16 protein-coding genes are annotated in these 15400 nt (G+C 41.4%); all 16 read left to right on the top strand.

All coding sequences use genetic code 11. The features are described from left to right. The first annotated feature begins 2 nt into the window (after positions 1-2). Positions 3-1670 (top strand): DAK2 domain-containing protein, encoded by a 1668-nt coding sequence (locus ACLV7H_RS08550; RefSeq protein WP_045593066.1) that lies wholly within the window; start codon positions 3-5, stop codon positions 1668-1670. Between the two features lie 125 nt (positions 1671-1795). Next, positions 1796-2005, top strand: coding sequence for a hypothetical protein (locus tag ACLV7H_RS08545; RefSeq protein WP_045593067.1), 210 nt, complete (start codon positions 1796-1798; stop codon positions 2003-2005). Continuing rightward, on the top strand, positions 2002-2196 hold the full coding sequence (locus ACLV7H_RS08540; protein ID WP_000709165.1) for a hypothetical protein: 195 nt from the start codon (positions 2002-2004) through the stop codon (positions 2194-2196). The genes ACLV7H_RS08545 and ACLV7H_RS08540 overlap by 4 nt, the downstream gene beginning before the upstream one ends. Next, positions 2183-3058, top strand: a complete 876-nt coding sequence (locus tag ACLV7H_RS08535; protein ID WP_411866935.1) for an ABC transporter ATP-binding protein — start codon at positions 2183-2185, stop codon at positions 3056-3058. The genes ACLV7H_RS08540 and ACLV7H_RS08535 overlap by 14 nt, the downstream gene beginning before the upstream one ends. A 12-nt stretch (positions 3059-3070) precedes the next feature. Beyond that, complete coding sequence (locus ACLV7H_RS08530; protein ID WP_045593074.1) at positions 3071-3805, top strand: ABC transporter permease; 735 nt, start codon at positions 3071-3073, stop codon at positions 3803-3805. Between the two features lie 4 nt (positions 3806-3809). Further along, entirely contained in the window at positions 3810-4907 is a 1098-nt protein-coding gene (locus tag ACLV7H_RS08525; RefSeq protein ID WP_411866934.1) for a sensor histidine kinase, read from the top strand. Position 4908: 1 nt separating this feature from the next. Then, positions 4909-5508, top strand: coding sequence for a response regulator transcription factor (locus ACLV7H_RS08520; protein ID WP_000772063.1), 600 nt, complete (start codon positions 4909-4911; stop codon positions 5506-5508). A 318-nt stretch (positions 5509-5826) separates the two neighbouring features. Continuing rightward, positions 5827-6240, top strand: coding sequence for a 30S ribosomal protein S12 (gene rpsL / locus ACLV7H_RS08515; RefSeq protein WP_045593077.1), 414 nt, complete (start codon positions 5827-5829; stop codon positions 6238-6240). A gap of 19 nt (positions 6241-6259) precedes the next feature. After that, the gene (rpsG, locus tag ACLV7H_RS08510; protein WP_000087873.1) at positions 6260-6730 is read left to right on the top strand and encodes a 30S ribosomal protein S7; all 471 of its coding nucleotides are present in this window, start codon (positions 6260-6262) and stop codon (positions 6728-6730) included. Positions 6731-7008: 278 nt separating this feature from the next. Then, complete coding sequence (gene fusA / locus ACLV7H_RS08505; RefSeq protein WP_045593079.1) at positions 7009-9090, top strand: elongation factor G; 2082 nt, start codon at positions 7009-7011, stop codon at positions 9088-9090. Between the two features lie 323 nt (positions 9091-9413). Continuing rightward, complete coding sequence (locus tag ACLV7H_RS08500; RefSeq protein ID WP_045593080.1) at positions 9414-11114, top strand: acetolactate synthase large subunit; 1701 nt, start codon at positions 9414-9416, stop codon at positions 11112-11114. Beyond that, positions 11107-11583: an acetolactate synthase small subunit gene (gene ilvN / locus ACLV7H_RS08495; protein WP_045593082.1), complete on the top strand. Its 477-nt coding sequence runs from the start codon at positions 11107-11109 to the stop codon at positions 11581-11583. Before ACLV7H_RS08500 ends, ilvN begins: the two co-directional genes overlap by 8 nt. A gap of 89 nt (positions 11584-11672) precedes the next feature. Beyond that, the gene (ilvC, locus tag ACLV7H_RS08490; protein ID WP_000290683.1) at positions 11673-12695 is read left to right on the top strand and encodes a ketol-acid reductoisomerase; all 1023 of its coding nucleotides are present in this window, start codon (positions 11673-11675) and stop codon (positions 12693-12695) included. A gap of 79 nt (positions 12696-12774) precedes the next feature. Beyond that, a complete protein-coding gene (ilvA, locus tag ACLV7H_RS08485) occupies positions 12775-14025 on the top strand; it encodes a threonine ammonia-lyase IlvA (RefSeq protein ID WP_000947300.1) in 1251 nt (416 codons plus the stop codon). Between the two features lie 82 nt (positions 14026-14107). Next, a complete protein-coding gene (locus ACLV7H_RS08480; RefSeq protein WP_000244062.1) occupies positions 14108-15004 on the top strand; it encodes an SPFH domain-containing protein in 897 nt (298 codons plus the stop codon). A 105-nt stretch (positions 15005-15109) separates the two neighbouring features. Beyond that, positions 15110-15325, top strand: coding sequence for a hypothetical protein (locus tag ACLV7H_RS08475; RefSeq protein ID WP_001130031.1), 216 nt, complete (start codon positions 15110-15112; stop codon positions 15323-15325). Positions 15326-15400: the final 75 nt, after the last annotated feature.

Here is a 15400-nt window from a genome sequence, read left to right as displayed (position 1 = left end):
TCGTGTCAAAAATTACTACCAGCTTATTCCAAGAGATGGTGCAGGCTGCATCAACTCGTTTGAATAAGCAAGCAGAATATGTCAATTCATTGAACGTCTTTCCAGTTCCAGATGGAGATACTGGGACAAACATGGGAATGACCATTGAAAATGGTGCGAAAGAAGTAGCAGACAAGCCTGCTTCTACAGTTGGAGAAGTAGCGAGTATTCTTGCCAAAGGGCTCTTGATGGGTGCGCGTGGGAACTCAGGGGTTATCACTTCTCAGCTCTTCCGTGGCTTCTCTCAGGCTATCAAGGAAAAAGATGAATTAACAGGTCAAGACTTGGCTCTTGCCTTCCAATCCGGTGTCGAAGTAGCTTATAAAGCGGTTATGAAACCAGTTGAAGGAACAATTTTGACTGTATCACGTGGTGCAGCCATTGGTGCCAAGAAAAAAGCGGAACAGACAGATGATGCCGTTGAGGTTATGCGTGCAGCCTTGGAAGGAGCTAAAGCAGCCCTTGCTAAAACTCCAGAAATGCTTCCAGTCCTTAAGGAAGTTGGTGTGGTAGACTCAGGTGGTCAAGGTTTGGTCTTCATCTATGAAGGATTCCTTTCAGCTCTTACTGGTGAATACAGTGCTTCTGAAGACTTTGTAGCGACTCCTGCCAACATGAGTGAAATGATCAATGCAGAGCACCACAAGTCTGTTGCAGGGCATGTGGCAACTGAGGATATTACCTTCGGTTACTGTACAGAGATCATGGTAGCTCTCAAACAAGGTCCAACTTATTCTAAGGACTTTGACTACGATGAATTCCGTAACTACTTGAATGACTTAGGCGACTCTCTACTTGTTGTCAATGATGATGAAATCGTCAAAGTTCACGTCCATACAGAAGATCCAGGTCTTGTCATGCAAGAAGGTCTCAAATATGGTAGCTTGATCAAGGTCAAAGTGGACAACATGCGTAACCAACACGAGGCGCAAGTTGAAAAAGAAGCGACCCAAGGCAACAAGCCTGCTGAAACAAAAGAGTATGCTCTTATCGCAGTAGTAGCTGGTCAAGGTTTAGCAGATATCTTCCGTGCTCAAGGTGTGGATTATGTTATCGAAGGTGGTCAGACGATGAACCCTTCAACAGAAGACTTTATCAAGGCTGTTGAACAGGTCAATGCTCGCAACATCATCTTCTTGCCAAACAACAAAAATATCTTTATGGCAGCTCAGTCTGCGGCTGAAGTGCTTGAACAACCTGCTGTTGTTGTAGAAGCACGTACAATTCCTCAAGGTTTGACCAGTCTTCTTGCCTTTGATCCAAGCAAATCAATCGAAGAAAACAAAGAACGTATGACTGCAGCCCTTGGTGATGTCATCAGCGGTAGTGTAACAACAGCCGTTCGTGATACAACTATCGATGGATTAGCAATTCATGAAAATGACAATCTTGGTATGGTTGATGGGAAAATCCTCGTGTCAAACCCTGACATGCACCAAACCTTGATAGAAACATTGAAACATATGTTGGACGAAGACAGTGAAATCGTGACTTTCTATGTCGGTGAAGACGGAAGCGAAGAACTTGCCAATGAAATTGCCCAAGAAATTGCAGAAGAATTTGAAGATGTTGAAGTAGAGATTCACCAAGGTCAACAACCTGTATACCCATATCTTTTCAGTGTGGAATAAAAGTTTAATCGATTAAAAAGAAAGTTGATTTTGCAACTTTCTTTTTTTTATGACATTTGTCATATTTCCTAGTGACAGAAGCATCTAGCTCCGCTAACTTCGAAAGACTATAATTGAAGTATGAAATGGAGGAAGAAGAAGAAATGAAAAATAAAATGATTGTCGCAGTGAGTTTAGTAGCAGCAGGAGTTATGACCTATCTCATGTTCTCAGGATTGGACGAGGGTTTCTACCATTTTCCTTGGGAGCTCTTTGCTGGCTTTGGAATGATGTCTTGGCTTGTCAGAGAGGGTTTGAAATTAGTCAGAGATGTGAAAAAGGAGTTTGAGGAATGAAAAAAGCAATCATCTATTTCTTTATCGGCCTGTCACTCTTGGTATGGTTAGTGGAAATGTTTACTGGTTGGTTTGACCAAACCTTGCTTCGCCAATTTATTCGTGGTGCTTGGGGGTTTGGATTTATGATTTTCGTTGTTTTCCCTATGGGAATGAAGTGGTTGAAAGGAGAATCTCATGACTGTGATTAAAGTTGAGAAATTGAGTAAGAAAATAAAAGACAAGGAGATCTTGCGGAACATCTCTTTTGAAATCAACGATGGTGAATGTGTCGCCTTGATCGGGCCTAACGGAGCAGGGAAGACAACCTTGATTGATTGCCTCTTGGGCGACAAGTTCATGAGCTCAGGTCAGATAGCCATTCAAGGATTTGCGCCAACAGATCCTCGTTTAAAGCAGCTTATTTCTATCTTGCCTCAAGAAAATACGGTGGTTCAAGACTTGAAAGTGAAAGAACTTTTATCATTTTTCAAGTCACTTTATCCTGACAGTCTTTCAGACAAAGAAATTGATGACTTGCTGAGATTCTCAGACAAGCAGAAAAATCAGCTAGCGGGCAAGTTGTCTGGTGGGCAAAAACGTTTGTTCTCTTTCGTGTTGGCTTTAATCGGTCGTCCGAAAATTCTATTTTTGGACGAACCAACTGCTGCCATGGATACCTCGACACGTCAGCATTTTTGGGAAATTGTCAATCAGTTAAAGAAAAATGGTGTCACCATTGTCTATTCTTCCCACTATATCGAAGAGGTAGAACATACGGCTGACCGCATTTTGGTCCTCCACAAGGGAGAATTGATTCGCGATACGACGCCTTATGCTATGCGTGGTGAAGAACAAGAAAAACATTTTACGGTACCACTAACTTATCAGGAAGTTATCAGCACTTTGGACCAGATTCAAGAGCTTGAAATCAAGCAAAATGCTCTTTCCTTCACAACCAAAGAAGCCAGCCAGGTATGGAAAGTCTTGCAAGAACAGGGCTGCATGATCGAAGAAATTGAAGTTCGCAATCGAACTCTCTTAGACAGTATCTTCGAAACGACTCAAGACTAAAGGAGATTGACGATGAAAAATATGACAAGTCTCATGAAAGTGGAAATCATTCTGATGAAACGGCAAGCAGTCTACTACTTGTTATCCATCGGACTTCCAAGTGTGTTTTACCTTATCTTTTCTGGTATGATGTCAGGGTCAGATATTCCAGAAATTGCTCTTCAAGCCTATCTTTTTGCCATGACGCTCTTTAGTATCATGTCAAGTGCTTTTTTCAGTATCCCAAGCACACTCGAGTCTGATAAGACAAACAACTGGCAAAAATTGATTCAACATTCTCCCGTATCTATGGTAGAATATTATGTATCAAAACTGTTCAGTACCCTACTGACTTTCTTGTTATCAATTATTGTTGTCTTTTCAGTTGGTCATTTTGTCCGTGGAGTTACGCTACCTTGGCTTGACTGGTTGGTAATCGGTGCTATTTTGCTGGTCGGAAGCGTGGTCTTTATCAGCATGGGGGTATTGGTGAGCTTGCTACCCAGTGCTCAACTGATGACGGTTGTTGGAAATATTGCCTATATTGCTTTGGCTGTCCTAGGTGGACTGTGGTTCCCCTTGGATTCCTTCCCAGAATGGCTCCAATCTATTGGCAAACTGACCCCAACCTATCAACTGATGCAGGTTGTCTCTACTTATTTGGAACACCATGAATTTAATATTCTTTCTGCCTTGGTTGTACTAGGTTATACAGTTTTCTTTGGTGTATTGGTCATTCAACTGAAAAAACGGATCGAGGTAAAATAAATCTATGTTGGAAAAATTAAAAAACACTCATTATATGTTTCATATTTCAACAGTGTTTATCATCTTTCCTATAGCGGGTGTCATCGTTGGAGAGTACCCGCTTTTAACCTTGTTATGGACTCTACTATTTGTCCTAGCTTTTTATTCGATTTTAGTCAGTCAGAATCGAACCGTGCAGTGGCTGGCCTGGTGGATCATGCTTGCCTACATTTTTTACAGTTCCGTCTGGCTGAATGCTAGCTTTGCTTGGTTTATCTTTTATTTATCCAATCTTCTCAATTATGAGTTGGATGAGATTTCTTTTCACTCTTGGCGTTTTGTTAGTTTTATTGTCTTGCAACCGTTAATTTTGACAGGGATTTATATGGTCGATCAAGTTAGTCCCTGGCAACTGCTCTTTTTCTTGGTGACTTTTGTCTTTTCTGATGCCTTGACTTTTGGTCTCTATCGAATTCGGATGGCAGAAGAGTTAAAAGAAGAAAAGATGAAACAAAATGCCAAGCTTAATCTTTTCTTGGCTGAAAATGAACGCAGTCGTATTGGTCAGGATCTTCATGACAGTCTAGGCCATACCTTTGCCATGTTGAGTGTGAAGACGGACCTTGCCCTCCAGCTTCTTCAAATGCAGGCCTATCCTCAAGTGGAAAAAGAATTAAAAGAAATTCATCAGATCAGTAAAGAATCCATGAATGAAGTTCGAACCATTGTGGAAAATCTTAAGTCTAGAACTTTGACATCAGAACTAGAGACTATGAAAAAGATGTTAGAAATTGCTGGAATTGAGGTGGAAATAGCTAATCAACTAGATACTGCTAGTTTAACTCAGGAATTGGAGTCAACAGCTTCCATGATTTTGCTTGAGTTAGTGACCAATATCATCAAACATGCCAAAGCATCCAAAGCTTACTTGAAATTAGAACGAACTGGGAAAGAACTCATTCTAACAGTGAGAGACGATGGCTGTGGCTTTGCTTCTCTAAAAGGGGATGAGCTCCATACCGTTCGAGACCGTGTCCTTCCTTTTTCAGGAGAGGTAAAGGTGATCAGTCAGAAACATCCGACTGAAGTGCAGGTTAGACTACCTTATAAGGAGAGAAACTAAGATGAAACTACTTGTTGCAGAAGATCAAAGTATGTTGCGAGATGCGATGTGCCAGTTGCTTACCTTTCAACCAGATGTAGAGTCTGTCCTACAAGCCAAGGATGGCCAAGAAGCAATCCAACTCTTAGAAAAGGAGCCCGTAGATATCGCCATTCTTGACGTAGAAATGCCTGTTAAGACAGGCCTCGAAGTCTTGGAGTGGATACGAGCAGAAAAGCTAGAAACAAAGGTGGTTGTGGTGACGACCTTCAAACGTCCCGGATATTTTGAACGTGCGGTCAAGGCTGGAGTGGATGCTTATGTCTTGAAAGAAAGAAGCATTGCAGACCTCATGCAAACCTTGCACACTGTTCTCGAAGGACGCAAGGAATATTCGCCTGAATTGATGGAAGTGGTGATGACGCACCCCAATCCGTTAACAGAGCAAGAAATCGCTGTTTTAAAGGGAATCGCTCAAGGTTTGTCTAATCAAGAAATCGCGGATCAGCTTTATCTATCAAATGGAACCGTCCGAAACTATGTCACCAATATTCTTTCGAAACTAGATGCTGGTAATCGAACAGAGGCAGCCAACATTGCAAAAGAATCTGGTTGGCTTTGATAAGAAGGGTTAAAAAATTCCGAAACGATAACTTGAATCAAAGGAAATCCATACTAGAAAGGAGGAGGCAAATTGCCTCCTTTTCTGGTTTAGAAAAGCGGTGAAAGCTAGTGTCAAAGAGTGAAAAGATCAGAATAAAAATGAAAAATATCTTGACAATGAAGGAAAAATTGTGTTACAATAATAGACGGTACTTTTTACTTTTGGTCTCTCAAAAGTGTACAGGGACGTGCTGACAAATGTTGCAAAAGTACACACAGATGGTAGCTGTCACCAAGTGTATCATCACCAAAAATAAAAAAACACAGGAGAATGTAGATGCCTACAATTAACCAATTGGTTCGCAAATCGCGTAAATCAAAAGTAGAAAAATCTAAATCACCAGCTTTGAACGTTGGTTACAACAGTCATAAAAAAGTTCAAACAAACGTTTCTTCACCACAAAAACGTGGTGTTGCAACTCGTGTGGGAACAATGACACCTAAAAAACCTAACTCTGCCCTTCGTAAATTCGCTCGTGTACGTTTGAGCAACCTTATCGAAGTTACTGCCTACATCCCAGGTATCGGACACAACTTGCAAGAGCACAGCGTGGTGCTTCTTCGTGGTGGACGTGTAAAAGACCTTCCGGGGGTACGTTACCATATCGTCCGTGGTGCACTTGATACTGCAGGTGTTAACGATCGTAAACAAGGCCGTTCTAAATACGGTACTAAACGTCCAAAAGCATAAGGAAAGGGGATAAAGAGAAATGAGTCGTAAAAATAGAGCTCCAAAACGTGACGTATTGCCAGATCCGCTTTACAATTCACAACTAGTTACTCGTCTTATCAACCGCGTTATGCTTGATGGTAAACGTGGTACAGCTGCTTCAATCGTTTACGGTGCTTTTGAGCAAATCAAAGAAGCTACTGGTAACGATGCACTTGAAGTATTTGAAACAGCTATGGAAAACATCATGCCTGTACTTGAAGTACGTGCACGTCGTGTTGGTGGATCTAACTACCAAGTCCCAGTTGAAGTTCGTCCAGAACGTCGTACAACACTTGGACTTCGTTGGTTGGTAACCATCGCTCGCCTTCGTGGTGAACACACAATGCAAGACCGTCTTGCAAAAGAAATCTTGGATGCTGCGAACAACACTGGTGCAGCAGTTAAGAAACGTGAAGACACTCACCGTATGGCTGAAGCTAACCGTGCCTTCGCACACTTCCGTTGGTAATATAGGATGCGAAAGCGTTAAGAAAGTCCAAGAGAAAATAGGGAATCGAAGAAGGTTGCGACTGCAACCAATGAGATTCATCTTTTTCTCCAGACTTTTAGCTTGAGTTCAACTCAGCTAACTTAAGCTTCTAGCCCGAGTTCAATTCAACTTGTCTACAAGTTGAAACCAACAAAAACAAGATAAACATTGAGAACGGGTAGGTCCTGCCTATCCGTTTTTATTAAAATCGTGTTATAATAGAATAGAAATTAAAATAAATAGGAGAAACAAACCTCATGGCACGCGAATTTTCACTTGAAAAAACTCGTAATATCGGTATCATGGCTCACGTCGATGCCGGTAAAACAACAACTACTGAGCGTATTCTTTACTACACTGGTAAAATCCACAAAATCGGTGAAACTCACGAAGGTGCGTCACAAATGGACTGGATGGAGCAAGAGCAAGAACGTGGTATCACTATCACATCTGCTGCGACAACAGCTCAATGGAATAACCACCGCGTAAACATCATCGACACACCAGGACACGTGGACTTCACAATCGAAGTACAACGTTCTCTTCGTGTATTGGACGGTGCGGTTACTGTTCTTGACTCACAATCAGGTGTTGAGCCTCAAACTGAAACAGTTTGGCGTCAAGCAACTGAGTACGGAGTTCCACGTATCGTATTTGCCAACAAAATGGACAAAATCGGTGCTGACTTCCTTTACTCAGTAAGCACACTTCACGACCGTCTTCAAGCAAACGCACACCCAATCCAATTGCCAATCGGTGCTGAAGATGACTTCCGTGGTATCATCGACTTGATCAAGATGAAAGCTGAAATCTATACTAACGACCTTGGTACAGATATCCTTGAAGAAGATATTCCAGCTGACTACCTTGACCAAGCTCAAGAATACCGTGAAAAATTGGTTGAAGCAGTCGCTGAAACTGATGAAGACTTGATGATGAAATACCTTGAAGGTGAAGAAATCACTAACGAAGAATTGAAAGCTGCTATCCGTAAAGCAACTATCAACGTTGAATTCTTCCCAGTATTGTGTGGTTCTGCCTTCAAGAACAAGGGTGTTCAATTGATGCTTGATGCGGTTATCGACTACCTTCCAAGCCCACTTGATATCCCAGCAATCAAAGGTATCAACCCAGATACAGATGAAGAAGAAACTCGTCCAGCATCTGACGAAGAGCCATTCGCGGCTCTTGCCTTCAAGATCATGACGGACCCATTCGTAGGTCGTTTGACATTCTTCCGTGTATACTCAGGTGTTCTTCAATCAGGTTCTTACGTATTGAACACTTCTAAAGGTAAGCGTGAACGTATCGGACGTATCCTTCAAATGCACGCTAACAGCCGTCAAGAAATTGACACTGTTTACTCAGGTGATATCGCTGCTGCCGTTGGTTTGAAAGATACAACAACTGGTGACTCATTGACAGATGAAAAAGCTAAAATCATCCTTGAGTCAATCAACGTTCCAGAACCAGTTATCCAATTGATGGTTGAGCCAAAATCTAAAGCTGACCAAGATAAGATGGGTATCGCCCTTCAAAAATTGGCTGAAGAAGACCCAACATTCCGCGTTGAAACAAATGTTGAAACTGGTGAAACAGTTATCTCAGGTATGGGTGAGCTTCACCTTGACGTCCTTGTTGACCGTATGCGTCGTGAGTTTAAAGTTGAAGCGAACGTAGGTGCTCCTCAAGTATCTTACCGTGAAACATTCCGCGCTTCTACTCAAGCACGTGGATTCTTTAAACGTCAGTCTGGTGGTAAAGGTCAATTCGGTGATGTATGGATTGAATTTACTCCAAACGAAGAAGGTAAAGGATTCGAATTCGAAAACGCAATCGTCGGTGGTGTGGTTCCTCGTGAATTTATCCCAGCGGTTGAAAAAGGTTTGGTAGAATCTATGGCTAACGGTGTTCTTGCAGGTTACCCAATGGTTGACGTTAAAGCTAAACTTTACGATGGTTCATACCACGATGTCGACTCATCTGAAACTGCCTTCAAGATTGCGGCTTCACTTGCCCTCAAAGAAGCTGCTAAGTCAGCACAACCAGCTATCCTTGAGCCAATGATGCTTGTAACCATCACTGTTCCAGAAGAAAACCTTGGTGATGTTATGGGTCACGTAACTGCTCGTCGTGGACGTGTAGATGGTATGGAAGCACACGGTAACAGCCAAATCGTTCGTGCTTACGTTCCACTTGCTGAAATGTTCGGTTATGCAACAGTTCTTCGTTCATCATCTCAAGGACGTGGTACATTCATGATGGTATTTGACCACTACGAAGATGTACCTAAGTCAGTACAAGAAGAAATCATTAAGAAAAACAAAGGTGAAGACTAATCAGTCCTCGCTCTAAAAGGGAGTCACTTAGTGGCTTCTTTTTTTGTCTTTAACCATTCATTTTTGCTGAATATAGTATACAAATTTGCTCGCTAAGTGTGAGAATTACTAATTTTATCCAGAAAGAAAATATTCTAATTCGATAAATTAAAGTAAACAAAGGTTCCTAATTCCGTAGAAAACTTAATAAAAATGAGGGAAAGATTCATAAATACACTTTTAGATAGAAAATTCAGAAAATTGACTCTTTTGTCTTGAAAATTTTTGAAAAAATGGTATGATAGTAACAAGCTATTTTTTTTAAGAGAAGAGAAAGGGGAACAATGGAGAAAATCAGTTTAGAATCTCCTAAGACGGGGTCGGACCTGGTTTTGGAAACACTTCGTGACTTAGGGATTGATACCATTTTTGGTTATCCTGGTGGTGCAGTCTTACCTTTGTATGATGCGATATACAATTTTAAAGGTATTCGCCACATCTTGGGACGTCATGAGCAAGGTTGTTTGCACGAAGCTGAAGGATATGCCAAATCAACTGGAAAGTTGGGCGTTGCCGTCGTCACGAGTGGACCGGGAGCAACAAATGCCATTACAGGAATTGCAGATGCCATGAGCGACAGCGTTCCCCTTTTGGTCTTTACAGGTCAGGTGGCGCGTGCAGGGATTGGGAAAGATGCCTTTCAGGAGGCGGACATCGTGGGTATTACCATGCCCATTACCAAGTACAATTACCAAGTCCGTGAAACGGCTGACATTCCCCGTATCATTACGGAAGCCGTGCATATCGCAACGACTGGTCGTCCAGGTCCAGTTGTGATTGACTTGCCAAAGGATGTATCAGCTCTAGAGACAGATTTCATCTATTCACCGGAGGTGAATTTACCAAGTTATCAACCGACGCTTGATCCAAATGACATGCAAATCAAGAAAATCTTGAAGCAATTGTCAAAAGCCAAGAAACCTGTTTTGTTAGTAGGTGGTGGTATCAGCTATGCAGAAGCTTCTAAGGAGCTCAATGAATTTGCTGAGCGTTACCAAATTCCAGTAGTCACCAGTCTTTTGGGGCAAGGTACCATTGCAACGAGTCATCCGCTCTTCCTAGGAATGGGAGGAATGCACGGTTCTTTCGCGGCCAACATTGCAATGACTGAAGCAGACTTTATGATTAGTATTGGTTGTCGTTTCGACGACCGATTGACCGGAAATCCTAAGACCTTTGCTAAAAATGCCAAGGTTGCTCATATCGACATTGATCCAGCCGAGATTGGTAAGATTATCAGTGCAGATATTCCTGTAGTGGGGGATGCTAAGAAAGCCTTGCAGATGCTGTTAGCAGAACCAACTGTTCATAACAATACTGAAAAATGGATTGAAAAAGTCACTAAAGACAAGAACCGCGTTCGCTCTTATGATAAGAAAGAACGTGTGGTTCAACCTCAGGCCGTTATTGAACGAATCGGTGAGTTGACGAATGGAGATGCCATTGTTGTCACAGACGTTGGTCAACACCAAATGTGGACAGCTCAGTATTATCCTTACCAAAATGAGCGTCAGTTAGTCACTTCAGGTGGTTTGGGTACCATGGGATTTGGAGTTCCTGCAGCTATTGGAGCCAAGATTGCAAATCCAGAAAAAGAGGTTATCCTTTTTGTCGGCGATGGTGGCTTCCAAATGACCAACCAAGAACTAGCAATCCTAAACATCTATAAGGTGCCGATTAAGGTCGTGATGTTGAATAACCACTCACTAGGAATGGTTCGCCAGTGGCAGGAATCCTTCTATGAGGGTAGAACTTCCGAGTCAGTCTTTGATACACTTCCTGACTTCCAGCTGATGGCGCAGGCTTACGGCATCAAAAACTATAAATTTGATAATCCAGAGACGATAGAGAAGGATCTAGAAGTCATTCTAGAGGATGTGCCCATGTTTATCGAGGTGGACATTTCTCGTAAGGAACAGGTCTTACCGATGGTACCAGCTGGTAAGAGCAATCATGAGATGTTGGGGGTGAAGTTCCATGCGTAGAATGTTAACAGCTAGATTGCAAAACCGTTCAGGAGTTTTGAATCGTTTTACAGGTGTCCTTTCTCGTCGTCAAGTCAACATTGAGAGTATCTCAGTTGGTGCGACAGAGAACCCCAATGTGTCACGTATCACCATCATTATTGATGTAGCTTCTCATGATGAAGTAGAGCAAATCATTAAACAGCTCAATCGCCAGATTGATGTGATTCGCATTCGAGATATCACAGATCAACCACACTTGGAAAGAGAAGTTATCTTGGTAAAGGTATCTGCTCCTGCTGAAAAGCGTGCAGAAATCTTGGCCATTATCCAACCTTTCCGTGCAACGGTAGTAGATGTGGCTCCAAGCTCAATCACCATCCAGATGACGGGAAATGCTGAAAAGAGTGAAGCTTTATTGCGAGTGATTCGACCATATGGTATTAAAAATATCGCTCGTACGGGTGCAACTGGATTTACCCGCGACTAATACTCTTTGATTTTCAATGAGTATAAAAAATAACTTAAGTTTGTTAAATCAGCCTATAAGGCAATAAAAAATAGAAAAGAGAGAAAACTATGGCAGTTCAAATGGAATACGAAAAAGATGTTAAAGTAGCAGCGCTTGACGGTAAAAAAATCGCCGTAATCGGTTATGGTTCACAAGGACATGCGCATGCGCAAAACTTGCGTGATTCAGGTCGTGATGTCATCATCGGTGTGCGTCCAGGTAAATCTTTTGACAAAGCAAAAGAAGACGGATTTGACACTTACACAGTAGCAGAAGCAACTAAATTGGCTGACGTTATCATGATCTTGGCACCAGACGAAATCCAACAAGAATTGTACGAAGCAGAAATCGCTCCAAACTTGGAAGCTGGAAATGCAGTTGGATTTGCTCATGGTTTCAATATCCACTTTGAATTTATCAAAGTTCCTGCAGATGTAGATGTCTTCATGTGTGCTCCTAAAGGACCAGGACACTTGGTACGTCGTACTTACGAAGAAGGATTTGGTGTGCCAGCTCTTTACGCAGTTTACCAAGATGCTACAGGAAATGCTAAAAATATTGCTATGGACTGGTGTAAAGGTGTTGGGGCAGCTCGTGTTGGTTTGCTTGAAACAACTTACAAAGAAGAAACTGAAGAAGATTTGTTTGGTGAACAAGCCGTACTTTGTGGTGGTTTGACTGCCCTTATCGAAGCAGGTTTTGAAGTCTTGACAGAAGCAGGCTATGCCCCAGAATTGGCTTACTTTGAAGTTCTTCATGAAATGAAGTTGATCGTTGACTTGATCTATGAAGGTGGATTCAAGAAAATGCGTCAATCTATTTCAAACACTGCTGAATACGGTGACTATGTATCAGGTCCACGTGTGATTACTGAGCAAGTGAAAGAAAACATGAAAGCTGTTTTGGCAGATATCCAAAATGGTAAATTTGCAAATGACTTTGTAAATGACTACAAGGCGGGTCGTCCAAAATTAACTGCTTACCGTGAACAAGCAGCTAACCTTGAAATTGAAAAAGTTGGTGCAGAATTGCGTAAAGCAATGCCTTTCGTTGGTAAAAATGACGACGACGCATTCAAAATCTACAATTAATTCTTGTAAAGAGAGACAGAAGGCGAGTTGGGGGTACCTAACTCGTTTTTTATCTTGAAAAGTATTTGAGGAGGAGACAATGCTAAGTGCAAAAGATGTGGTGAAAGCCCACAAAGTTTTGAGTGGTGTAGTAGTTGATACACCACTAGAATATGATCATTATTTATCAGAAAAATACCAAGCAAAGATTTATCTCAAAAAGGAGAATGCGCAACGAGTTCGCTCTTTTAAAATTCGTGGAGCCTACTATGCCATTTCTCAACTATCAAAAGAAGAACGTGAGCGTGGTGTAGTCTGTGCCTCTGCGGGAAATCATGCCCAAGGTGTCGCCTATACTTGTAATGAGATGAAGATTCCTGCAACGATCTTTATGCCCATCACAACACCGCAACAAAAGATTGGGCAGGTTCGCTTTTTCGGTGGAGAGTTTGTGACAATCAAGTTGGTTGGGGATACCTTTGATGCTTCTGCTAAGGCAGCACAAGAATTTACACTGACAGAAAACCGCACCTTCATCGATCCTTTTGATGATGCGCATGTTCAGGCTGGCCAAGGGACTGTAGCCTATGAAATTCTTGAAGAAGCCCGTAAAGAGTCTATTGATTTTGATACAGTACTTGTACCAGTAGGTGGTGGCGGATTGATTGCCGGTGTTTCTACTTATATTAAGGAAACCAACCCGACCATTGAAGTGATTGGGGTAGAAGCTAATGGTGCTCGCTCTATGAAAGCTGCCTTTGAAGCTGGGGGACCAGTTAAACTCAAAGAAATTGATAAGTTTGCTGATGGGATAGCTGTACAGAAAGTTGGACAGTTGACCTATGAAGCAACCCGTAAGAATGTTGAAACGCTGATTGGGGTGGACGAGGGATTGATTTCTGAAACCTTGATTGATCTTTATTCCAAACAAGGTATTGTAGCAGAACCAGCCGGTGCTGCCAGCGTTGCAGCCTTAGAAGTTTTATCAGACTATATCAAAGGCAAGACGATTTGTTGTATTATTTCTGGAGGAAATAACGATATCAACCGCATGCCAGAGATGGAAGAACGTGCCTTGATTTACGATGGAATCAAGCATTACTTTGTAGTGAATTTCCCACAACGTCCAGGAGCTCTACGAGAGTTTGTAAATGACATTTTGGGGCCAAATGATGACATCACTCGTTTTGAATATATCAAACGAGCAAGCAAGGGGACAGGCCCTGTATTGATTGGGGTAGCTCTTGCCAATAAGCATGATTATGCTGGATTGATTCATCGAATGGAAAAGTTTGACCCATCTTATATTAATTTGAATGGGAACGAAACGTTGTATAATATGTTAGTTTAAGCTAAAATAAAATTATTATCATATTATTTGCATAATAATGATGATGGTGCTATAATGAGGGTGACGAAAGGGGGAGATTCCCATGGTTTTACAAATTTTACTTGTTTTATTGTTTTTAGTGGTGATTGCATCAGTGATTATGGTTAGTTCTGTGTATGTGGTTCGACAACAATCTGTCGCTATCATAGAACGCTTTGGTAAATACCAAAAGTTGAGCAATAGTGGTATTCATTTACGAGCTCCTTTTGGAATTGATAGGATTGCAGCAAGAGTTCAACTACGCTTGTTGCAAAGTGAGATTGTTGTAGAGACAAAGACGCAAGATAATGTATTTGTAACGATGAATGTAGCAACTCAGTATCGAGTAAATGAAAACAACGTCACAGATGCCTATTATAAATTGATGCGTCCAGAAGCTCAAATTAAATCCTATATTGAAGATGCTTTGCGTTCATCTGTACCAAAGCTAACCCTAGATGAGTTGTTTGAGAAGAAGGATGAAATCGCCTTAGAAGTTCAAAAACAAGTGGCTGAAGAAATGTCTACATATGGGTATATCATTGTCAAAACGCTGATTACTAAGGTTGAACCTGATGCTGAAGTAAAACAATCAATGAATGAAATTAACGCGGCTCAACGTAAGAGAGTTGCGGCGCAAGAGCTTGCTGAAGCAGATAAGATTAAAATCGTGACCGCAGCAGAAGCAGAAGCAGAAAAAGATCGCCTACATGGTGTAGGGATTGCAGAGCAGCGTAAAGCAATTGTTGACGGACTAGCTGATTCTATCCAAGAGTTAAAGGGAGCCAATGTTGAGCTAACTGAAGAACAAATCATGTCTATCCTATTAACGAACCAGTATTTAGATACGTTGAATAACTTTGCAGATAAAGAGGGTAATAATACAATCTTCCTACCAGCAAATCCTAATGGAGTTGAGGACATAAGAACTCATATATTATCGGCTTTAAAAGCCAAATAAAAATATGCAGAATAATATAGTTACGACGAATATATGTTTTTTTATTGACAAACGAAATAAAAACGTATACAATTAAGTATTGTAAGAATAATTTATGAGAAGAACATGGCTAAGTCGAACTTTGAAAAAGTAGAAGCAGTTGTTGGCTGGGTTCGTGATAAGAAAATCACAGGCTACCGTATCTCTAAAGAAACGAATGCGCGTGAAATGTCTATCATTGCTCTAGCACAAGGACGCGCAAAAGTTAAAAATATTTCATTTGAAACAGCTCTTGGTTTAATCGATTTCTATGAAAAAAATCATGAAAAATTTGAAGATTAAACTGTGATCACAGGCAGATTCCTGAGTCGAGTCTGCCTTTTCTTTACAATTACAAACTAAAAAGACTGCATAAAA

It is taken from the genome of Streptococcus oralis (assembly GCF_965111685.1).
Taxonomy (GTDB): domain Bacteria; phylum Bacillota; class Bacilli; order Lactobacillales; family Streptococcaceae; genus Streptococcus; species Streptococcus oralis_B.
Note: the sequence above shows the minus strand (reverse complement) of the source record. Positions and strands in the feature narration are given on the sequence as shown.